The organism is Ruminococcus sp. YE71 (assembly GCF_900119155.1).
GTDB lineage: Bacteria > Bacillota > Clostridia > Oscillospirales > Ruminococcaceae > YE71.
Genome location: NZ_FPIR01000024.1, coordinates 25,774 through 48,470, shown reverse-complemented (window position 1 = coordinate 48,470; position 22,697 = coordinate 25,774). Strand labels below are relative to the sequence as shown.

Genomic DNA, 22,697 nt, shown 5'->3' with positions numbered 1-22,697 from the left:
GTTGTTCAGTTCTGCCGATCTCTCAAAAAACTTCAATGCCTTTGCTATATCTGATTTTGTTCCTTTTCCGTCACGGTACATCTGCCCGATTTTATACAGCAGGTTATCATCGGCAGCATCCGTTTCCATATTGAGAAAGCCTTGAAGTGCTTCTTTATAGCATTTTTGCGCTTTTTCATCATCCTTATCAACATACTGTCCCCGGCTGTACATCTGACCAAGTGCGAATGCCGCATACGGCATTCCTTGCTGATATGATCTTTCATACCATTCAAAGGCTTTCTGAAAATCTTGTTCAACTCCGGTGCCGTAATAATACATATTGGCAAGCGAAAACTGTGCATACTTGTTGTTCTGATTAGCAGAACGTTCAAACCAATCATGCGCTTCAATGTAATCTGTTTCTGTTCCAAGTCCGTACTGATACATTTTGCCTATCCGGTACTGTAAGTACGGCTTTTGCTTGTCCGCTGTCTTTTCAAGTTCCCTAAAAGCAGTCAGCGCAAGTTCATAATACTGATAAGATTTTGTTTCGTCTTTTGTTCCGAGCTTTTCAGTCGAGTACAGCTTACCAAGTGCAAAAGTCGCAAGGGCATTTCCTTTGCCACTCTCAGCAAGCAATATTTTTTCGGCTGTTTTTATATCATCGGCTGTCGAATCTCTGTTGTAGATGATCTTCTGAGCCTTTTTATATTCTTTCGACCAATCGAGTTTATATCCTTTTCTGTTATCGCTGATATTTTGTTTTTCATGTTCAGTCTTTTCATATTCATAGGTGTAGCTCTCATCAACCGGATCACTATCCTCCGGGATAGGAACATTTGAACGTAAATTCCTATTTTTTTCTTTTATAAGATTGGGTGCGGCAGCTTTTTTTACTTCTTCCGTCATTGTAGGTTCGTGAGCATCATCTTCGTATTTCAGCTTGTATATTTCCTGAAGCAGCTTGTTTCCGGCAGCGTTATAAAAATCTTCAATATGATTTACGGCATATTCTTCAACCGGAGTTTTTATGTCGGTTCGTTTTCCGTATAGTTCCCGATACTGTCTGCTCATATTTTCGAGCTTAGCTTTGAACTCGTCAAACTGTGCAGACAGCTCGCTGTCGCTCTCGATTATTTCATCAACACAGCGTTTGATCCTGTCACGGTACGGCAGCATTTTTGCGCGTCCGTACTGCCATGCCTTATTGGTCGGCGGCAGATCGTTCATCAGATCATTTACCTCTGCTGTCGGTGAAAACTTTTCCGTGATAGACGGCACAAGTATCTTCCGTTCGATTTCAGTAATGATCGGAGTCTGTTTCCGGGTCAGAGTGTCACTCAGAACAGTTGATTTAAGTTTTTCAAAAGCGCCGGTTTCTATCTTGTCCCTGCCCTTTCCGGAATAGGTCACTCGTCTGTCCTCACGGCGCTCTTTTTCTATTAGCTGAAAGTGTATGTGGACGTTATCCGTGTTGGTATGTATTGCCGCAATCCACACTACATTATCCGCATCGAGCTTGTCAGATTCATTTATCATAGCGGCTATCGCTTTTCGTGCGCAGTCCTTTAGCTTATCCTTATCGAGAGTTGTTCCGACTATCCAGCCGTTCTGAATGAGATAGTTGTTGTCAAAGCTGATAACGCCAAGATACTTAGGACACCCCTGTTCCATAGCTGAACGTTCAAGCTGACGAAGCTGCTGTTTTTCAGCTTCACCGAGAAGATCACTTGAAGCTGAAAACAAACCGTCAGATTTATCATCGTTACCCATGTATTCGAGATAATCGTAATACTCCGATTTCTTGTCAGCTATTCTGTTGCTGAACGCTTCGGGTCTTTCCATGTAGTCAAGATAACCGCCTATGTCCCATGTATAACGGAACGAAGTTTTAAGCACAACGGCGGGCATTATTTCCGACCTCCGAAATTCGTGCTGTCGGTTCTCAGTCTTTCTGCCTTACGACGGTAATTCTCCAACGATTTTTTCAAAAAGATGCTGCCATCGTAATTGTCGCTGTCCTCATCAGCAGAACTGAACGGAACCGAACCGTCTTGCGGGAGCGAGTAGCCTATAAAAATGTTTATCAGATCACGAAGCTGATAAACGATCTTCTCAACGTCACCGACACGAAGATCAACCTCGCGTATGGTAGAGTTTGTTTTGTCGGCTGTGTCAACAACTTTTGAAGTTGAAGTGAGCAAAAGGTTTTCAAATCTCGTCTGACCTTCCGTATAATTATACTTGATCTCACGGTCATCGTATATGCTGTCTTTCACTTCGTCGATCTCCAGTATTCCAAGTTCAACACCCTTCTGAAGAATGAAGCTGTTAAGCAGCGTCGATACCGGAATATTTTCAGACAGGCTGATCTGTTCAAGGACAGCTACTGCTTCTTTATCAAGTGTGTATGTTTTCTTTACTTTTGCCATGATAATTACTCCTCACTTTCTGTTATTTGAAATGAACAATGCCCATTAAGTCATTTGACCTAATGGGCATTGGTTTTATACCTGTTATGCTATTTTAAATCACGCCGCTGTGTCTTTGAAGTTGAACACAGCGATCTCCGTCAGAAGTCCCTCACACTTATCGAGAATAGCTTCTATCTTCTTCATCGTAGCACCTGTGAAGCTGACCTCTCCGCACTGTGAACATTTCAGGCATGGGACATTTCTGATGATAACGATACAGTTTTCCAGTTCGGTCATGTATGTTGTGACCGATTCGGTAATATCGCCTTTACAGTAAAAGCATTTCATACTTATGACCTCCTTGTCTTGTAGTCATCGAGCCATTTATCCTCCGATGGATAGTATGCTGTGATTATCCAAATATATTCACCGTCTGAACCGCAGACAACGTGCAGATAACGCTTGTTCAATGCCATGCCAAGAACAAGACAACTCGGATATGGATAATCTTCGGGATACTGTTCGATGATCTCACCGTTGTCAACCGCCGAAACAATATCACCGTATCTTATGCCGCGCACTCTGAGCCTTTGTGCGGCATGACCTGAAACGATCACATGGTCATCGTTCTTTATCATTCTTTTCAGTTCTTCAATGTCAAGCATTGCATCATTTCCTTTGGTGATTCTTTACTTTATTTTATCATAACTCTCTCTTTTTGTCAAGCAAGATATGATTCAAAAGCAAAGATTTTTAAAGCCTAAAAATCAGTATCAAACTTGCATAGACCTTGCTTTTTTCACGACACAGTTTCCACAGCTTTTAACTACAAAGTAATCATTGTTTTTGAAATTCACAGTGGTAAAAAAGTTAATGAGCATAAAGGAAGTGCAAGCACTTCTAACGAAAAAGTCCGCAGTGCGGACTTTTTTTACACTTTTGAGTGCTTGCACTTTTTTTCAAAACAGTATGTACGACCATACTTTTTAGTATGTATAGCCATACTTTCGAGTATGTACGACCATACTTTTTAGTATGTATAGCCATACTTTCGAGTATGTACGACCATACTTTTTAGTATGTATAGCCATACTTTCGAGTATGTACGACCATACTTTTTAGTATGTATAGCCATACTTTCGAGTATGTACGACCATACTTTTTAGTATGTATAGCCATACCGTTTTTTCACAGCGCAGCGATGATTTTTTCGATTTCATCGTCTGAAAAATCATTTTCAGACGACAGAATTGCAAACAATTGCTTTGAATCCATGCCGTCAACGCTGAGATTTTCAAGCTGCGGGAACAAAAAATCGTTGAGTTTTTCATTCGTTTTTGTCATTCTCACAGCGCAAATCAGTATCAGATTCATCATAGATCTGACCTCTGAACGCATATCTTTTATCTCACTTCTGAGAACAGACTGAACCACATCGGGGAGCATTTTATGCATCCCCTCACGCTGACAATCAAGGTAAACTTTCAGAATTTCATTGCAAAGCTGATTACGAGACATTCCTCTTTTATAAGACAATTCATCAATCTGCCGCAATGTTTCATCTGAAACATCTCGTATATAGATCGTGTTTCCCATTGATTTTTCACTCACTTTCATTCAATGCCGCAAGATAATCATCGGCATTTCCGTATTGTTTCAGGAACTTTTTCGACCTCTCAAAACCATTGATCGTAAACAATTCATCGACGGCATAGAGAAAGAAAAACTGTTCGTAGCTCATCGGATTTATCGAGAATAGAAACAAATTATCGGTGTTTGGCATGAGTTTTTTGCCGGATAAAATGTCAAATTCCTCAATAAATGTATTGCTTGTTTCGGCAATTCCTATCTGAAATTTTGTGTATTCATCATCGGAAAACCGTGCTGAAACTATATCTTCATACGATACATTCAGCACTTTTTTTCGTCTGCCATTGTAATAGGAAAGCCGCATTTTATCTTCGTATGCTTCAATTGACAGCATAGTCACGGCTTCTTTTTGTGCTTTTGTTTTGAAATAATAGAAGAAAAAAACTACCTGAATCACGATAAGAATGAGGAAAAGCGATGAGATTTTTTCAAGAAACGGCATCAGAAAAAGTAATAACAGTACAAGGTTTTCGCCGACTATTATTGCAATTTTCTTCTTGTTTTTTGATTCTTTTCTCAGTTTTTCTTTGAAGTGTTCTTCTATTATTTCTTCATCTTCGGGGTATTTATAGTAATAATCGTTCATGATTTTACTCCCTTTTTCTTATGAAACAGTAACCATACAGCTTGCTTTCAAACCGCCGTCAATGCTCTCACAGGTGATGATCGCCTTGCCATTTCCGACTGCTGTTATCTCTCCGTTCTCATCTACCTTAGCAATATCCTCGCGGTTACTTGACCATTTAACGGCTTTATTTGTCGCGTTTTCGGGTCCTATAACGGCATGGACAATGGTCTTGCCGCCTATACTCAGCTTAATAAGATTGCCGGGAAAATCGCTCTCGATGCTTATGGTATCAACGTGAACAACAGGCGGTTCTGTAACTTTTATAGTAGTAGTTGTTGTAGTTGTTGTTGTAGTTGTTGTGGGTGTTGTAGTAGTTGTTGTAGCCGGCGGCTCTGTCTGAACCGGCTCTGTTTCAGTTAATTTTGTTGTTTCAGTTGGTTCATTTCCACCGCCGCCGCCACCGTTTCCACCACCTCCACCGCCGCCGTTCTCGGGCTGACCGGAGTTAGTTTCAGATGATATTGTGCTTGATGATGAGCTGTCAGGCACACTTGAAAGATCAGTCAGAGCACTCAAAGATGATGATTCTATGCTTTCTTCAATGCTCTCAGATGCATCCTCACTTGATACATTTATATCTATCTCATCATAGGATTTACTGTCATCAGAATCAAGAATTGTGCTTGTTTCATCTGTCTGACTGTCATTATCATCAACTGGTTTCAGCTTCAAAAACTCATCGTATTTAAGATACTTTACGTCCTTTTTATCTATCTGAACATATATCTGTTTCTTGACTTCTTCGTGAAGCTGACCTTCAATTTCGTCGCCAAATTCATCCGTTGTTGGTGGATCACGATACTCTGGAATGACTGATTCAACAAACACTCTGACGTACATATAATCGTCGATAACACCCGCAACATGGACATATTCTGATATATCTGTACGCTCGGAAAAGCTGTATTCGGGAGCGTAAGAAGTCTTTTTTTCATGCTTTGAAAACGTCTCGAAGTCATACGGAACAGGCTTTGCTCTGTCATCTGCTCCGGCTTCTTTTATTACACTTAATGCATAAACAAACTCTTTTTTATCGGTCAGATACATAGGTTCTGTTACCTTTATTTTGTAGTTGTTCATGACTATCGGCGTATTAAGGTCGATAGTATATGAAGTGTTTTTAGCGCTTGCTCTGACGGCAGCATAGATGATAAACAGCGACAGAACAGTAAGAGTTGTGATGATAAATGTCAGATATATAGCATTACTTTTTCTTGCATTCATCATTTTTTACACCTCTGCTTTCCGCATGAGCGAGCCTATCAGATCGTCCGTGCCGTCTGCGATAATAGCATCGAGTGTGTCTGAATATCCAATTTGTAGGTTCATTCTCTTATGCATATACTCAACAAATTCTTCCTTGAAGTCAATTCTGAGCTGCTCATTTCCGCTTAGTTGATAGCCGTAATCTGCTTCATCAAGAGCGTTCGGGTTATTGTTTTCGATATACAATTCTGAGAAATAGCGGTTGAAAATCACCTGTGTATCCTCCGAATTACCCATATAAAGCAGATTCAGATCGGTCGCACGGCGCGTACAATGCAGCTTGTTGCGTGCGCTGTCAAGAGCCATAAGCATTTCACCCGGCTCAAAATCTGTTGTACTTTTCAGCTCACTTTCCGTAAACTGAGGGAAAGCCTGATGCAGAACAGGGAGTGCGGAGCTTTCCTGTTTCAGCAAAACTTTATACTGCACAAGCTGAAAAATTATCTTTATCCTGTCCGCAACTCTCCCCGATGAATTGATACCGTTGGGAAGAAAATCGAGGATAGACTGTGTTGCAAACCACAGTCCCGAAAAGTATTTTCTCGAACGGCGCACAAGTTTTTCAATGAATTCTGTACACATCGGCTTGTATTCCGAGATGAATCTGTGCGCTTCGTCGATAAGCGCGACAACATATTTGCGGTCATAAGGATTGATTATGTTGCGGTTTATTCCTCTGTTTTTGCATATCTCAGCCCACATCATCGACAATATATTGAACAGCTGTGCGTTATAGATCTTCTCGTCCATTTCCGATAATGACTTAACGTTATATACGATAAGGTCTTTATTTTCGACCTCAACGTTTGTGTAATGGTCGAATATTTCATAGCTGCCGCCCTTAGAAAGCTGTCTCAGCTTTGGCTTTAATCGGGCAAGTATTTCCTTGTCAAACTCGTTGTCTGCGGCATCATAGCGAGCATTACAGATGCTCAGAACATCGCTGAAAATAGGAAATTGTTCGTTGCTTACCGTGCTGAGATTGGTCGTGTTGTCTATGTTTTTCTGACGGTATGCTTCAAGCAAAAGGTCTGAAAGGATACGCAGTTCATCGTCCGAAGAATCGGGATTCAGTTCCGTGAAAAACGTTTGTATCCTCGATAATTCTTGCAGGAAATTCTGTTCTGCGGCTTCTTTTTCGGTCATTTCCTCTGCCGCCGCATCGACTGTGATATTAAGCTGCAAGGGGTTGATACAACTGTCCTTTGTCATACGAATTATCTGACCGCCATAGACCTTTACCATCGGAGAATACTCGTTTTCTATATCAATAACCATTATCTTGTTTCCGATAAGCAGCTGATCTTCGAGCATTGTTTTGAGAGTTATTGACTTACCGCCGCCCTTAACACCCATAGCGATCATATCAAAAGATGGTCGGCTTTTGTCTCGCGTAAAGGTGTTTAACAGCACAAGCCCTCCGGTATCTGTCTGTCCGAAGTACATTCCCATAGGGTCAATATGCTGTTGATAGTAGAACGGAAACTGCCTTGAAAATGTATCATAGAGCGGAAAAGGATTGCCGATCTTATTCGACGGCAGCACCATATTGAAGTATTCATCTATCATCAGATTGATAGGAATGAAGCCGTGAATACCGTCATCTTCAAGTATTTTACGGAGTTTTTTCAGCTTGTCATCAAGCTCATTATCTTGCTCTGCCGACAATATAAAGCGCCATGTGACCTGATATACCTGTTCATTTCCATTAACAATATTATTATAAAGCCATTGGATTTTCTCAAACTCTGTGCTATTATCCATAGCATCCGAAACATTCTGCTTAATGCTGCTCCGGCTCATAAGCTCGTCCATAGAACGCTTTATTTCGCCTTTCAGTTCCTCACGGTCACGCTTTTTTACGTCAAGCATGATGCTGACATCACTATTTTGAAGCACATAGCTTGCAACTGTAAGGTCATTAAGATTCGCCGGATAATCGTTAATTACAAACACCGAAGTATGGCAGATCCCATCAATAGTAAATCTGTCTTGTTTAAAATCTATTCGGTCAGGATAGATATACTCGTTCAAATCCGTACTGTGTTTCTTGCGAGGTTCTGAATCAACGCAAGCGGTTTTATGCAAAAGCATTTCAAGCGAATACTGATCGAGCCTTTTGATAAGTACGTCGGACATAGAACGAGAAAACATTTCCACTGAATCCTCAAGCTGTTTCTGACTATCGGCATACAGCAACAGATACGACAATCTATCTCTGTGTTCGTTGGATAATCTTTCATATTCATCAAGTCTCTGTAACAGATTATATCTGACAAAATCATCAGAGTAAGTGCTTTTATATCTGAGAAAATCCTTTTGCGTACTCAGATCGGGTACAATATCAGTGAATATATACTTGTGTTCGATCTCCAATGCGGCAGATGCCTGTGCAAAATTATTAAATACACTGCTTCGTTCTGAATCGCTGTAATGAAAAATATCTATTCCCATAATTGCTAATGCACCAACGTAATAGGTTTTCTTTTTCATCACATCGGTAAGTTTTACACATCCGTTTTCACCGCCGCTTTCAGTACGCTCGAATGTAACATAGCCGCCGGTTATCTTTGACGGATTAAGATTTTCTCCGCTTTTCTGCTTTCTTTTCTTGTTTTCTTTCCTTAGCAGCTTCACTTTGCTCTTGCCTCCTTCTGTATTCCTTGTATTCCTCACTGCTCTCTCCGTATATAGACTTAGGCTGCACAGCGTAGAATATCCAGTCCTTTAAGCCTTGAATAAACAGCTTTGTCGGGTCGGTCGGTGCTTTGAGAACACATACAATATAAACAGCACAGCTAAACAAGGTAAAAAGCAGCTTAGACCAAACTCCTTCAAAAAAGAGAGGATTTATAATCACAGCGCATATCACAATCGTCACAATAAGTCCGACGATCTTGAAGAAACTGATACTGTTATGTATCTTGTTTTCTTGTTTTGTAGATTTAGGAACAAGTCCCATAAACATTTCCTCCAATCATAAAATAATAGCCGCTCATCTCTGAACGGCTATTACTATCTATGTTTAGTTTTTGGGCTTTTTCATATTCGGGTCGAATTTCTGACGAGGTTTCTTAGAATCGGCGGGTTTGGTGCGCTTCAGATTTGTTTTACTTCCGGTAAAATCACTCGGATCATAGAAACCTCCGCTGCTTGCACCGACATCACCGAACGGGTCAAAATCAGCATAGGAACTGTCAGTATAGGCTTCGGAGAAGTATGCTTCATCAATCGGTGAAGTTGAGCTGCCGCTTGTGATAATACCGCCACCCGGCGCTTCGGCTGGAGCTGAATAAGCAGTTTGTACTGGAGCCGAATATGAAGGTGTCGGAGCATCGGAGCTGACCGGAGCAGAAGAAAATCCGGCTGTCTGTGCTGACGTGACAACAGGTTTCATTACACTCGACATCATTTTCCCTCTCGAAGTATAAACGCCGACATTCTGTAATGCACCGCCGGAGCTGTCTGTAAAGCCGCCCGAGCTGTCAGGACACGCATCGACAAGATTTCCGGCACCGTCAATACCCTTGACAGAAAGACCGCCCGATGCAAATCCTGAGCCGCCAAAAGCGATAATCTGAGATTCATTGTACAGATTTCCATCGTTGTCGATATAACCGCCGTTAGCGCCCTTAACAGGTGTCAGACCTCCGGTTGAAGATACGGCAGCCATGTTGAGTTTACCGCTGTTGCCTGTGCCGCTGTATCCCTTAACATTCGACAAAGGCTTTCCGCTATTGCTCACAAAATTGCCCGAACCGTCATCAACGGCAGATACAAGATTGCCGTTTGCATCCTCTCCAAAGAAACGAACATCAGCATTTCCGCTAACCGCTTTCCCCCCGGCTGTTGATGGTGTATCAGCGGTACTTGCTGCGGTATTACTGTCTGTGTTGCTTGTACCATTTGGTACTGCCGTGTTTGTTTCATCAATGGGCTTATGGCGTTCTCTTTGTACTGTCCGAGGGTCAAGTCCTCTCTTTCCATCACCGGAGTTATTAACTCTGTCATTCATCTGCCGTCTCGCTGGCGAACTGCCGCCCATACTTTCCGATGATGAATTATTGCTTTCTCCGGAACTGTGTTCAGCTGTTCCCGATACAGCCGATGAAGAACCTGAAACTGAATTACCGCCGCTTACTTTTGAACTTTCATTCGGAACAGCCGTGCTGCTTTCACCGCTGTCCATTATACTTTTTGCGTTATCATAGTCTTGAATCGCTCTTGCATTCTCTGAATAACCGCCTTTAAAGCCTTTACGAGCACTGCTTAATACTGGAGCATGACCCAATACAGCTCCGGCAACAGCCGCTGTTTTCCCGGCTGCTCCCTCGGCATTCTTAACGCTATTTGAAATACTCTTACCCTCTGCCGCAGCCTTTCCTACTCCTCTGCCAACAGCTCCCGCAATCTTAGAAGGAGCTTTTGCCAAACCAACGGCACCCTGAACAGCGCCCTTAGTGAGCTGTGCCGCACTTCTCAGACCCATGATCGTATTCAGACCACTCTTAACGCCGGCATCAATTCCGGTCAGCTTTACAATGAGATCGGGTCCGTCAATCACGAATTTAGCGCCTGCAAGTGTGATAAAAAGAATGACCCAAAAATTTACCATGCCGTCACTTATACTTCCGGTCCCTAAAGGGTACTTCTCATAGACAGCACTCATTACCGCAAGATAAAGCCTTAAAATGAAAATAACAGCGATATAGCAAATATTACAGCCCAACAAATTCATAATGACCTGTTTGCCCCTGCCGCTATTTGTCATATCAGTTGCAAGTGCTATCGGAGCAACGATCTGTGCAAATAAAACATCGAATAAAAGCGAAGCTAATTTGATACCTGCAAAAAGCATACAAACAGCAGTTACTATCAACATTACGAGAAGTCCCCAAAAATTATAGTGATAACGATACAAAGATTCGTTAGCATACTCTTTTCCGCCAACTAATACTGCATTTATGATCTCACCTATCTCAGCATCATCTTCATCGTATTCCGCAAGGTTTTTCCACTTAATATCATCGACGTTTTTTCCCATTACCTTTAGTTCTTTTTCTTCTTCTTTGAGTTTTTCTATTATGCCGATGTTTTCTTCAATATTAAGCCATTCCATTACGGATAAGGAATGACCTTGATACTCGATTTTCAAGGATTCAAGTGCTTGTAGTGCATCATAAATTGTAGAAGCTTGTAAAATATGTGTGCTTATCCAAGCTGGATTAACATAATAATACCAATTAGGGGGCAAGTGATTTCCAATTCTATTAGCGGAAAGCGCATTGGCTAATTTGAGACAAAGGAAATGCTGATAATTCCAAACAAAGTCAACATTATCATATTGCTTAACTTCATTCCAAGCAAGACCAAGCCCCCTTTTCCATTCAGTTCCCCATCTGATCGGTCTATAATACAGTTCTCTTTGTTCTGCTAAACTTTTACCTTCTTTTTCGGCTTCACTAACAGCATCAACATCCTCATATGCAGGTAAAAGCTCACCTGTTTCAAATATTTGATAAGCGGGATTCCATTCGTTTCCTTCTTTCTTGACAACGCAATAGATCGTAGCGCCATCATTTGCGTGTATCTTTCCACCGACCTTACAATAATATACATTACCATATTTTACTACTGTAGAATCCGATTTGTTTTCCCAAATGGTAAGATATTCAGCTATGCCGGTTTCTGTATGAGGTCCAGAGACATCGGAATACTTTGTTGACATTCTATCTATCAGTTTTAGTTTTTCCAGTTCATTCAAATCTTTATAATCGGTTTGAAAAGAATATGCATCAGTATAATAGTATTTTAAATTCTTTTTTGGTTTTTTCTCATATTCATCGGGGTCAAGAGCTTCATTGATATTTATCGTATCTACGGTGATTTTTTCAGATACAAGTGTAGGTTCATTATTATCTATGGATTCACCCATATCATATAGCTGATTTATTACGATTCTGTCTCCGAGTTTTACTTCCTGTACTGTTCCCGAACCATCATCAATACTATAATCAGCATAACCATCGAAAGCAGTATCTGCAAAACTTGTACCCTTTGTTTTCAAATCGGTAACTGTCGAGGAAAGTGCCGGCAGCGCAATTATGAGCATGGCACTGCACAGAATATTTCGCAAAAAATCACTTATCCTTGCTTTATCAGCATTCAAAAAGAGCAGTAACGTAGCAAATATCAAAGCCGCAGATGCGACAGCACCTGCAATTGGGTAGATAGTTGATTTAATATTGAATATATCCTTGATCAACTCATACAAATTCAATTCTATCAGTTTATCTATCGCTTTATCAAATCCATTTATCACATCTGCTAAAAAAGTGATTATTAGAAAACCAAACGATCTAATATGATCGAGCCAAATAGTTCGTACAGTTGCGTGTTTGGTTATCCATGCACTTAAGCTCTCCCAATCCTTTGCAAAAGCTGTTATTCCGGTTGTCAAGGATAATAATAATGAGACGAAAAAAAAAGAAAAAACACTTTTACAACTCTTTTTTCGCCCAAGTTCAACATACTTTTTCATAGTCGATCTCCTTTTTGAAGTTTTTGGGGTCTTACGCCCTTTGCAAGATACATGATTCACGCATCACACACCTTGTAAAAGGCGCACAGACCTTTCAGTATGTGCGCCTGCGTTTAAATCATGCACCAGCCGATGACATAAGTGCCGAGAGCAAATCAGGACCCGCCGCGAGTACAACTACTCCGACACCGATTGAAATCGCAAACGGCTTAGCTTTCTGTAAACCCTGCGCACCGCCTGCGATAAGTACGATAGCGAGAGCAATCACTGAGATACCGGCAATAGCAGCTGCAATGATCTTTAAAGCACCGGAGATCTCATTCAGAAACGAGGTGATGCCGCCGACATCGACCATAGGTGTGAGTACGGGGATCGCGGCAGGGGCATCACCAAGTCCTAAAGCCGAACAGGTGAGCGCATTGGTGAACATTGCGGCAAAGAGCATAACAAGCATCATGCAGAATGTCGCGAGCTTCTTGTTTTTCTTTTTCATAAGAAAAACCTCCTTTAAATATTTTTATATACCAAAACGGCACAAAGATATTTGCTCTGTGCCGTCAATTTGGTCTTTGGGGTAATAAAAACGCCCTTGCAGGTTGCAAGAGCGTTTAAACTATTATAAATATTACATCATGCTGATAATTATGATGACTTAATTATCTCCAAAACTTTCATTTTTATCTTGTCGTATTGTTATTTTACACACACCAACTAAATTACTAATCTCAAAACTGATTTCTTTATTATCCGAGTAGTAGGTGAGCTTTTCAGTTCTAAAATCTTCTTCTGTATAGTTTCTGTGATCAACAGATGGTTCTTCAGTTTTTGATTTATTCTCATAATAAATTGATGATGTAGCGGGGCGGGAATTAAAATCATTTAGCCACTTTTCAGCAGAATCGGTTATGACTTCTTCTAATTCATCAGGTTGTCCGAAAACATCAATTACTTCTTCTTTTGATGAACCAAAGGTGATCTTACCCGGTGTAGTTAAACCGATAATATAAACGGTACCGTATTCATCGTTTGTTGAGAGCATTTTTTTATATAAAAAACGAGTATTGTCAAGTTCTAATGCAGTCAAAACACTTTTATTATCCTTTGGTTGTATGTTAATATGTATGCTACCTTCTTCTCTTATAAATTCAAAATATTCAAGGGATTGAGCAGTCCCATAAGATTCAACTAAATCATCATATCCCCAACCTAAGCAATCAGACCATCCTCTGTCATATAAGTCCTTTAATGTTGTTTCGCCAAGTGTATAAACTTCATTATTCAGCACAAACTCAAGATCAGTCCAGTCGCTGCTTATCTTGACTGTTGAAGGCTCAGGTGATATACTGTCAAACTCACTATAAGTCGGCTCGCTTGCATCGCTTGATTCATCGGTGCTGGTATCGGTATCGGGGACTGTACTTGTTTCGTCAGCGACACTTTCAGATATGCTGATTGAACTAACATCGGCACTCTGAACCGATTCCGCTGTCGTTGCTTTTGTTTCTTCCTTCGATGAAGTTGCTTCGCTGTCATCAGCGCTGTTTCCGCAGGCTGTTGCGGTCAATGCGGAGATAATCAACGCTGCTGTCAGTAGTTTTTTGCTTTTTCCTTTGTACATTTCAAAGCACTCCTTTCAAAAACTATTTACAATTTTACCACATAAATCAACAATAGTCAATACTAAAAAAACAAGTGTTGTGTAATTTGAAATTCTGCCACATGGCAGAATTATTACCGTCTGCCATATCCGCTGTTTGGCATTATTGGTATAGCATTTTCAGACTTAGTGAATTTTAAGCGAATCATCGCTTTCGATCATAATGTATTTATCATAAAATAATCTGTTGTTATGATTTTCATAATAGTATTTCAACTTTGCGAGTGTATAGATAAGCGACATTCTGAAATCATAACATATTTCATGTTCATCAAAAAAACGATGCACCCACTTCACGCCATTTGTTGACACATCATCAAATTCGATTATCTCAGATTCATTCATCCTGATGATCTTATCTTTTTCAGAATTATAATAATGACTGAAAAGCGGCGGCTTAGGAATATTATTCTTCTGACCACTTTTATTTGATTCAGGATATATCATAAAGCTAAGATTGTCAGCTTCCATATCTTTTTTTATGACCCGAATGTAATAATCCAAAAGCATTATTTTTTCATAATCATTTTCGGCTATATTCAAATATCCTAATATAGTTTCAATACTCGTAAAATACTGAATTGTCGGATCTTGTTTTTTATTTTCAAGGCTCTCACGTTCTTTTCTACGTTTACTTTGGAAAATCATCTTTCATCACGATCTTTCCCGCTTCAAGAATTGCCGCTCTTGCCCCTCTGTAAGTACAAGAGCGCACATCAATTGCTTCACTGAGTGCATATGCGGCTTTGGAATAATCACCGTTTAAATAGCATATTCTAAACTCAGTCAGAAAAGCATAAAACGAAGAATATGTCAAAAAACTTGAACGGAGCGATGAGCTGTCTGCTTCTGTGTATTTTTCACATTCATACTCGTTCAGCCTTTGAAAAAAATCCTTTAGACCCAACAGGGCTTCGTCCTGTTGTTTTTTCAAAAAAGCATTTCCGAGTATTTCATTGAACTCTCGACAGCTTTGTTCCATTCTCTTTGATATTTTATCATATTTGTTAATGAAAATCAACCCTCTTTCTGCCACATGGCAGAATTTATATCGCATATTTCTTTTTCAGCATTCTATGATTCTCTGCCACATGGCAGAAAAATCAGCGTCTGCCATATCCGCTGTTTGGCATTATTGGTATAGCATTTTCAGTTCTTGTTGTTATCTGAGGTCTGCTGTTTTGAACTTCGGTCTTGCATTTTACTATCTGTAAGCATTCATTATAGTCCTTGCCGAACCGTGGCTTGATTCTCTTACAGACATATCCAAGTTCTCTGTATTTCTCCATGAGCATCTCAGATTCACCGTTCCCGGCATCATCGTTATCAAGTGCGAACATCAGCATTGTGATATTACTGTTTCTCGAAAGATACGCTGACAATGCTTTATCAGATTTTCCCGACAGCGACAGCCGATTAACGCTGCGAATACATCTATTATCAGGCATTCGGTTTTCGCTTTCAGCTTTTCTTTTCTCAGTCATCAGAGAAAAGGTCATGTGGCTCATAAGGTCAACCGGAGCTTCAAAAATATAAAGAACGTTATTCCCGGCAGGATAACGTTCTCTGTCAGCCGATACATTGAAGCTGTATGCTTTGTCAGAACCGGCAATATTTATAGGGTGAAATTTCTTCTTTCCATTTTCGTTTTTTAGCGCGGCTATGTAAGTGTTTGTAATCTTACTCTCCGCAAAACGTGCTGTTCCACTCTCGTCGTAGCCTACAAATACACAATTATGATACTTAGCTTCTTCATATATCATTTTTTCTTTTACAAGTTCTGAAACAACAAAAGGATCAAGTTTTCTTTCATTTATAAGATATGCAAATACTCTTTTCATTTGTCCTTCGGCTTTAGGCGGCAGAACAAAATCCTTAGTCTCAGGTGCTGGTCTTATTCCATCAAGCTGCGGCGCTTTTTTGTATCCGCTTTGCCGTGGTGGTTCATCGGGTGTCCCTATCAGCTTTTGCAAGGATGATTGATAATCATATCCCTCTATATTCTCAAGCCAGTCTATGACATTTCTGCCATGAGATTTTCTTGAATTCCAGTACCATGAACGCTGATCGGGCATTACAACAAGACTGTCATGTTCTTTACAAATATACGCTGAACCTTTATTCTCGAAGGTGAACCCATACTCAGAATTAAGAAAGTCTATCATACTTGTCTGCTTGACTTGTTCAACCTCCTCCGGAAGATACTGAATATATACATTACCGTCCCATTTTGTTCTCCATCTCGGCATTTTTATCCCTCCTACTATCTTTTAAGTTTTGGTGACGGGCGAAGCGGAATCTCCTTTTTGGGCTGTTGGTATTGCTCATCCTTGTCAAGCCCCTTATCGGGGATAAGATCATCATGATCGCCAAGTTCGTTAATGCCTCTGCCTATCATAGCCGAAGCGGTATATTTTTCAACCGTAGAAATACAGCTTTCCATCATTTTCTTCTGTCCGCTTGCAGCCGCCGCGATAGCCGGTGCTTCTTTCAATGATTTCAATATCTCGTTTGGATTTTTGGAAAGCTCGGCTTGAAGTTCCGCTCCGCTCGCACTAAGCTGATAACCCGCAGCATTGAGTTTGTACATAATAATATCGGCAGTTGATGCTGTCACAAGATCTTCCATCGTATTCGATTTTATTTCATAATCTATTGCCATAGCGACAGCCTGACCAATGTTTTCAGCATAGCTGTCCTCAACCATTTTAAGCTGTGTAAGCACTTTGTCAGCAAAGCGCTCACTCCGCAGCAATTCGCCCGGATACTTCCCGATCCGCTCTGTCTGATCGAGGTACTGCATTATCTGATCGAGCATTATCTCGTCTTTCTTTTCAAGATACGCTTTGAATAATTCATCATCAGACAATTCAATAATATATTTTCGTCCGTTAATCTCGCGCTGTATTTCCATACTATCTTCCTCGCTTTTTTATCATTCGCCTTTTTACATATCCATGCTCAGCAAGCCAACTTTCAGCTTTTTCTCGGATTTCAGAAGGTACATCACTCATATCGAGAATAATAAAACAAATATTACGCCACATTTCGTTTTCATCGTCGGGAACGGTTATGCCGTACTCTTCAAAGAATCTAAGTATTATTTTCTTGTCAAAGCTGAGATATGCTTTACGCTGTGCGATAAAAAACTCGATCACAGCACTCATTTTCCGCATACCTCCTTATCTGCGATAACCTTGCTGATTACTGATTGACAGATCAACACCTTGTCGCTGACTTATTTCAGCCGCAATGCTTTTTCTTTGATATGCATTTAAAGCATAGGCTCTTGCTATAGTTTCATGCTTATTACGCTCACTGATAATGTAAAGCGCTTCGGGAGACATATCAACCTTATAAGCATCGCCGTCACTATCGACGCATTTCACAGATACCATCTGTACGTCTGATGCTTTCAGACCATTTTTGTTAATGTATTCTCTTGCATGATCGTATGACATCCAGTCGTCCACACCTTTTAAAAGCAAACTCTCAGCACTTAAAACAGGCAATTCACACAGATAACAGCCTGAAAAAACTTTGCAATTTAGTTCGCCGCCGTTTTCATGTGTTCTCTTGCCTTCTTCAATTATTTCACTCATAAAGCTATCAGTCTGCATAATATCCACCTCACTTTCTGCCACATGGCAGAAAATCATTTCCTGCCGACATTCTTTTTGCGACTATCAGACTGACTATCCTCTGATGCACTAACTGTTTCCGCACTTTTTAACAATTCCTCATACTTCTGCCTTGCTATTCCCGCCGCTATGCTGCTCTTAATTGTATGCTGATTCAGAACGTACAGCCCTTCGGGAGTAAGGTCTTTTACTCCGGGACGACCGTCATTATCGTAACACTTTACAGCGACCATATCAATACTGTCTGCTGACAGCTTGTTATCGGTCATATACATGATAGCTTCATCCCACTTTTTCCACTCGCAGCTATTCAGTTTTATTTGCTCCAAAGCAAACCGGGGATTACTCATTATGTATATCCCTTTGAACGCCGAATTTGACATTTCCGGTGTATCAGTATGCTTCTTTTCTCCATTTAAAAGAAGATCGTAAACAACATCATCGGGATCAAGGTACATCATCACAAACTCCGAATCATCATAGGTTCTTTTCAGTCTGTCCTCCAAATACTTAGGCAATTCGTAGGTACGAGGGTCATTTTTAAAGTATGCTTCAAGAATCAAAAGTTCAGATGATACTGCATCTCGTTCGTTTCTTTTCTCACGTTCATCTCCGCAGCTTATTACAAACTGTTCGCAGCGCACCTTAACATTATCATCTACACCATTTTCGGGACGAAGCAGCGATTTTCTTACGTTCTCCCAATCGGGAACATCGGTAACATCTGAATAACGACCCGGATATAGCTTTACCATATCTCCCTCAAAATGGAATTTTGTGAAAACAATATCCTGATCGCCGTGTTCCATATTTTTCTCTAATTCCTTTGAAAAAAGCTCTCTTGCAGTTTCGTAAAGGTCAAAGCGCAGACCGGGCATATCTGTACCTGTTGTCTGCAACAATAATTCTTCTGCTGCTTTTATATCCGCAGCGTCCATGCCGCTTATCTGCTCAATTCCATTCAGATAGTCATTCGCTAAAAAAACAAACCGTTCGTTTTCAAGAAGCTCAGTGATCTCATCAACAGGTACTTCCGCCGCCTTTGCAAACTCGGAACGGACAGGTTCGGTCTCAACACCAATATATTTCAAGCGTTCTTTGCAGTCAGTGAAAACTTCATCTATTATCTGCTGCTTTTTTATCTCGGCTGCATTTATTATACCTTCATTCTCGGTATTATTATTTTCAAAAGAAACATTATACTTATTTTTTGATATACAAGCAAAAACCTTTTCAGTCAGATCCTCATTACCCAGTTCATCATATATAGCCTTTTTGATGCGATTCATTTTGATCTGATCGTTCTCCCAACCATGAATGGCAGCACCGTCAAAAGCCGTAAGGATATTTCTGATCGTTTCGTCTGAGATATCGGGAACAGCTACTTTCATATCATCGCGCACCCACCAGAAAGCAAGATCATCAAACTCATCATGTATCATGTCGATAAAAGTCTGTCCGACTTCCTCATAGGACACAATGCGTTCTCTGTCAAACAAACTCAGCTTTACGCCATCTTCCGCTTTTTCCATGTGCAGCTTATAACGAGGGGTATCCCTATCATACTTATAGGTTGAGCTTGTTATGCCATCATCGCCAAAGACGATTTCTGTATCACCATTATAATCCAAAAGACCGAGTGCAAGTTCTTTTCGTATATCTTCACCATTATGAAAGCGGCGGGCTATCTCAAATACCTCCGGTTCTCCTAAATGTCCAAGTATGCTTTTTTCGCTCGGTTTATGCTTATCAATATAATTGTTCTCAAATAACGGATAAGCTAAACTTTCCCATTCATCGGAGGAAAGCGATTCCTTTGCAACAAAACGTGCAAGATCGGCTTTCATAAATTCCTCACGATCTTCCAGTGAGAAACCATACACAAGCGGAAAGTATTCCGAAAGATAATCGCCGCATTCAACGGCTATCAGATTTTCAGCTCTGCCAAGTTCATCATGATACAACGGATTAAAGCTACTATCTGTAATATTCCAATACCATGTTCTACCGTTAATATCTGCAAGATCAATATAATATGTAAATCCGTTAACTGAAATGTAATAAACTGTGTCTCTGTTCGTTTCTTCGTCAAAGGATTCTGAAAACGGCTCAAAACCGTATTCTTCAAATGGATTCTTCATTTTTTTCGCTCCTTTTTGCTGTGAAATTTCCTTTAAATACTCAGATAGGGGCTTGACATTTTTTGTCGTGTATGCTATACTAATATCAAAGCAGTAAACTGAAGTCGTTTTGGATAATTGGTATCCTATAGTCGTGAACAGTTTATCTGCTTTTTCTTTTTTTATTGCTAAAATATCTTTCTCATGTTTAAGCAAATAATTCAATAAGTTTTCTTTGCCATAAGCGCTCGTTACTTTATTAACCGTTCCTTTTGTACCTCTAAGATCAAGTGCTATCGGCACAAGTATATTATTATTTTCTTTGTTTTTTAATTCTGTGATCAAAACTAAAGTACCCTCATGTTGTCCTTTTATTACCAACAATGGGACTCTTATGGCTTTTGATAGTTGTCTTAACACATTTTCAGATATATCATGCCCCTGACTATGATGATTTACTTTATTATTGCTGTCTAACAGACAATTTTTTAAAACACTTTGCTTCACCGTTATTTTTTCTGAACTTGCTCCAAAATAATGCAATATAAGAGGAGTATGTCCCAAAGAAACCGTTTCATAATGTGGTATTTCACCACTTATAAACCTATCTATTTGTTCAGAATACAGTAGGTCATCAGCATTGTTAAGCCTCATTCTTTCTTTTTCAACATCTGTAAAATCTGACATAGCTTTTTATACCTTCAGCAATTTTGAGTTATTATTTCTAAATAGCATTTTTTTAATATACTATTTAGCATCTTTTTTTCAAAGAGCTTTATGTTTTCAATGAAAGACGCTGCCATACATAATTCTTCCCATGTCAAGAATGTATCTATCATAAAATCTTCCTTAACGTTTTCTTTTTCTATTTTCATAAAACCATAAAGATCACTTAGGATATTTGCAAGCTGTTCGGGAGAAAGACCATAATTGGGATATGCTTTGAAAAATTCATACTGGATATAAATAATCAGATATTTAGTGTATATGACACACTTATCTGAATAAATACAAATATCGCTATATGAATCAAAATGTATATTTGATAACTTAATAATCATTTTTACCACCCTATGTTAGGAGATTAATTATGAATACAAAATTTGAAGAAGCTATTTATATCAATAATAACATCAGAAAGCCGTATTCTGTTGAAGAAATAAGTGAAATGCGTAGAAATGATCTTGATCAATTTCTTAGTGTTAAAGGTTTCTTATTTTGTCCGGAGTGTAATCTACCACATCTTGCACACAATTCTTGTAATAATAAAACAGATTATTTTTCCACATATCCTAAAGATGAACATGATGAAAATTGTTCGTGTATATGTCAGAAAGCTGATCGAAAAATACTTGTTCAAGTTGACCAAGATATTAGCTTATCGAGAATTAAAAACAGACTCGAAGATTGCTTATCTTTGCTTATTAATGATAAAGCCGTTGCGAACAATCCATTTAAGGTTTTCAGAAATGAACAATTACTAAAAAAGGCAATGCCTACCAAAATAAACTATGATTCTGATTACTATATTCCGAGAAAAAGACTTACACAATACATGGATAGTGATTATGCAGACCAGTTTTACATCTTTTATGGCAAAGTTAAATTAAAATCAATATTGATTTCTGATAAATATCATCCTCACATTTTTAGAATATACCATTTCAAAGAAAATCGACTGGTTTGTTCTTTAAAATTCTCTGATAATGTCTATAATCATTTGCCTGATACGGTTAAAGCAATTAAAAATTGTAAAGATAATAATGATAATTATGTTTATTCATGCAATATAGCATTTTACACTAAAATGACAAGTTATTATAAAAAAGATTCAAGAGTAGTTGGCAATACATTTTTTGAAGGTGTCATAAATAACTCAGCAAAAATCGTTTTTCAGGATATTGTCCAAGTCAATCGACCTTAACATTTCTTCACATTCGACACCCGCATAATACTCTTTTATTTTACAGATATTTGAGTATAAATAACCATCACGTTCGTTAACTCGTTCGCTTATCAGGTCATAATAAGTATATGGATACAGATCGTCTGAATTTATCTGTGAAAAACTCAAATTTGTCCCCTCGATTATAAAACCGAATTTTGAAACCAATAATGATGTGATCTCTGATACCACCTGATTCTCGACCGCGAGTTTACCAAGCAAAATCAGCATTTCTTGTGAGTTTAATTCACCTATAATCAAATCCCCGATATGTGTATCATCAGTCACAAAATATCTATGCTTCATTCTTTACACCCCTTTGTCAACTTTTGGTTTTAAATCACATCTATCAGCGAATACTCGGTATAGTTGAAGTAAAGCAGCTCGATACGGCAGCCGAGATCATCGTCTTTTTCTTCGTGAGAAACAGCAGCGACCGGAATTATGTTTTCATGCTTTTGCATCTTCTCGATCAGCTCGATGAAAAGCCTTGTCATATCGCCGTCAAACTCGGTAAGCTCCTTGTTGTCAAATTCTATGGTGCTTTTTCTGAGAGCCAGCAGCTTGTTTGCATCGACGTATGCGCCGAGATGCTGAACGATAAGGTCTGTTTCCCTTGCAAAGCTCCTTCTTGTATCAAGAATATCAGTCAGCTTATCTATTGACAGTTCCGGTGTACAGAGAATTATCTGATCGTTCCCGGTGTTATCCGCAGTCCAGGTCTGTGATTCATCAGTTCTGCATAAGTAGTTGATATACGCTCTGACATGAGCCTTGTTTTCAAATCCTCCCTCAGCGCCAAACATCATCTTGTATTTTTCACTCATGGTGAACCATCCTTTCTGAAATGTTA

Annotated in this window: 22 protein-coding genes; 1 reads left to right on the top strand and 21 read right to left on the bottom strand. The window is 39.5% G+C overall.

The window, feature by feature from the left end; all coding sequences use genetic code 11:
* The 20 genes from mobL to BT142_RS19280 all read right to left on the bottom strand — a co-directional run.
* On the bottom strand, positions 1–1,893 hold a 1,893-nt coding region (gene mobL, locus BT142_RS16725), incomplete at its 3' end, for a relaxase MobL (RefSeq protein WP_139275816.1).
* Positions 1,893–2,414, bottom strand: a complete 522-nt coding sequence (locus tag BT142_RS16720) for a hypothetical protein (protein ID WP_072419323.1) — start codon at positions 2,412–2,414, stop codon at positions 1,893–1,895. The genes BT142_RS16720 and mobL, both read right to left, overlap by 1 nt.
* A gap of 99 nt (positions 2,415–2,513) precedes the next feature.
* A complete protein-coding gene (locus BT142_RS16715) occupies positions 2,514–2,744 on the bottom strand; it encodes a type II toxin-antitoxin system MqsA family antitoxin (RefSeq protein WP_072419322.1) in 231 nt (76 codons plus the stop codon).
* A gap of 2 nt (positions 2,745–2,746) precedes the next feature.
* Positions 2,747–3,061, bottom strand: a complete 315-nt coding sequence (locus BT142_RS16710) for a DUF4258 domain-containing protein (RefSeq protein WP_072419321.1) — start codon at positions 3,059–3,061, stop codon at positions 2,747–2,749.
* Positions 3,062–3,584: 523 nt separating this feature from the next.
* Positions 3,585–4,013 carry a hypothetical protein gene (locus BT142_RS16705; protein WP_072419320.1) on the bottom strand — a complete coding sequence of 143 codons (429 nt, stop codon included), beginning with the start codon at positions 4,011–4,013 and terminating at the stop codon, positions 3,585–3,587.
* On the bottom strand, positions 4,000–4,632 hold the full coding sequence (locus BT142_RS16700) for a hypothetical protein (RefSeq protein ID WP_072419319.1): 633 nt from the start codon (positions 4,630–4,632) through the stop codon (positions 4,000–4,002). Before BT142_RS16700 ends, BT142_RS16705 begins: the two co-directional genes overlap by 14 nt.
* An 18-nt stretch (positions 4,633–4,650) precedes the next feature.
* Positions 4,651–5,754, bottom strand: a complete 1,104-nt coding sequence (locus BT142_RS16695) for an Ig-like domain-containing protein (protein ID WP_175545515.1) — start codon at positions 5,752–5,754, stop codon at positions 4,651–4,653.
* A 150-nt stretch (positions 5,755–5,904) separates the two neighbouring features.
* Positions 5,905–8,433 (bottom strand): VirB4 family type IV secretion system protein, encoded by a 2,529-nt coding sequence (locus tag BT142_RS16690; protein WP_175545514.1) that lies wholly within the window; start codon positions 8,431–8,433, stop codon positions 5,905–5,907.
* An 85-nt stretch (positions 8,434–8,518) separates the two neighbouring features.
* Positions 8,519–8,902: a COX20 family protein gene (locus tag BT142_RS16685; protein WP_072419316.1), complete on the bottom strand. Its 384-nt coding sequence runs from the start codon at positions 8,900–8,902 to the stop codon at positions 8,519–8,521.
* A gap of 63 nt (positions 8,903–8,965) precedes the next feature.
* Complete coding sequence (locus BT142_RS16680) at positions 8,966–12,481, bottom strand: DUF8208 domain-containing protein (protein WP_072419315.1); 3,516 nt, start codon at positions 12,479–12,481, stop codon at positions 8,966–8,968.
* Between the two features lie 118 nt (positions 12,482–12,599).
* Positions 12,600–12,974: a hypothetical protein gene (locus BT142_RS16675; RefSeq protein ID WP_072419314.1), complete on the bottom strand. Its 375-nt coding sequence runs from the start codon at positions 12,972–12,974 to the stop codon at positions 12,600–12,602.
* A gap of 159 nt (positions 12,975–13,133) precedes the next feature.
* Positions 13,134–14,099: a hypothetical protein gene (locus BT142_RS16670; RefSeq protein WP_072419313.1), complete on the bottom strand. Its 966-nt coding sequence runs from the start codon at positions 14,097–14,099 to the stop codon at positions 13,134–13,136.
* 165 nt (positions 14,100–14,264) lie between these two features.
* Entirely contained in the window at positions 14,265–14,786 is a 522-nt protein-coding gene (locus BT142_RS16665) for a hypothetical protein (protein ID WP_072419312.1), read from the bottom strand.
* Positions 14,770–15,174: a hypothetical protein gene (locus tag BT142_RS16660; RefSeq protein WP_139182281.1), complete on the bottom strand. Its 405-nt coding sequence runs from the start codon at positions 15,172–15,174 to the stop codon at positions 14,770–14,772. The genes BT142_RS16665 and BT142_RS16660 overlap by 17 nt, the downstream gene beginning before the upstream one ends.
* A 67-nt stretch (positions 15,175–15,241) precedes the next feature.
* Complete coding sequence (locus BT142_RS16655; protein WP_072419310.1) at positions 15,242–16,387, bottom strand: DUF3991 and TOPRIM domain-containing protein; 1,146 nt, start codon at positions 16,385–16,387, stop codon at positions 15,242–15,244.
* A 14-nt stretch (positions 16,388–16,401) separates the two neighbouring features.
* Positions 16,402–17,052 (bottom strand): hypothetical protein, encoded by a 651-nt coding sequence (locus BT142_RS16650; protein ID WP_072419309.1) that lies wholly within the window; start codon positions 17,050–17,052, stop codon positions 16,402–16,404.
* A 1-nt stretch (position 17,053) separates the two neighbouring features.
* Positions 17,054–17,305 carry a hypothetical protein gene (locus tag BT142_RS16645; RefSeq protein ID WP_072419308.1) on the bottom strand — a complete coding sequence of 84 codons (252 nt, stop codon included), beginning with the start codon at positions 17,303–17,305 and terminating at the stop codon, positions 17,054–17,056.
* A 15-nt stretch (positions 17,306–17,320) separates the two neighbouring features.
* A complete protein-coding gene (locus tag BT142_RS16640) occupies positions 17,321–17,782 on the bottom strand; it encodes a hypothetical protein (protein ID WP_139182280.1) in 462 nt (153 codons plus the stop codon).
* An 11-nt stretch (positions 17,783–17,793) separates the two neighbouring features.
* On the bottom strand, positions 17,794–20,586 hold the full coding sequence (locus tag BT142_RS16635) for a MuF-C-terminal domain-containing protein (RefSeq protein WP_072419306.1): 2,793 nt from the start codon (positions 20,584–20,586) through the stop codon (positions 17,794–17,796).
* Between the two features lie 14 nt (positions 20,587–20,600).
* Positions 20,601–20,774 carry a hypothetical protein gene (locus tag BT142_RS19280; protein ID WP_175545513.1) on the bottom strand — a complete coding sequence of 58 codons (174 nt, stop codon included), beginning with the start codon at positions 20,772–20,774 and terminating at the stop codon, positions 20,601–20,603.
* A gap of 215 nt (positions 20,775–20,989) precedes the next feature.
* On the opposite strand from BT142_RS19280, the gene BT142_RS18875 reads away from it, so the two are divergent.
* On the top strand, positions 20,990–21,823 hold the full coding sequence (locus tag BT142_RS18875; RefSeq protein WP_139182279.1) for a hypothetical protein: 834 nt from the start codon (positions 20,990–20,992) through the stop codon (positions 21,821–21,823).
* A 356-nt stretch (positions 21,824–22,179) separates the two neighbouring features.
* Here the strand turns inward: BT142_RS18875 and BT142_RS16615 are convergent, their stop codons facing one another.
* Positions 22,180–22,671 (bottom strand): hypothetical protein, encoded by a 492-nt coding sequence (locus BT142_RS16615; RefSeq protein WP_072419302.1) that lies wholly within the window; start codon positions 22,669–22,671, stop codon positions 22,180–22,182.
* Positions 22,672–22,697 lie beyond the last annotated feature (26 nt).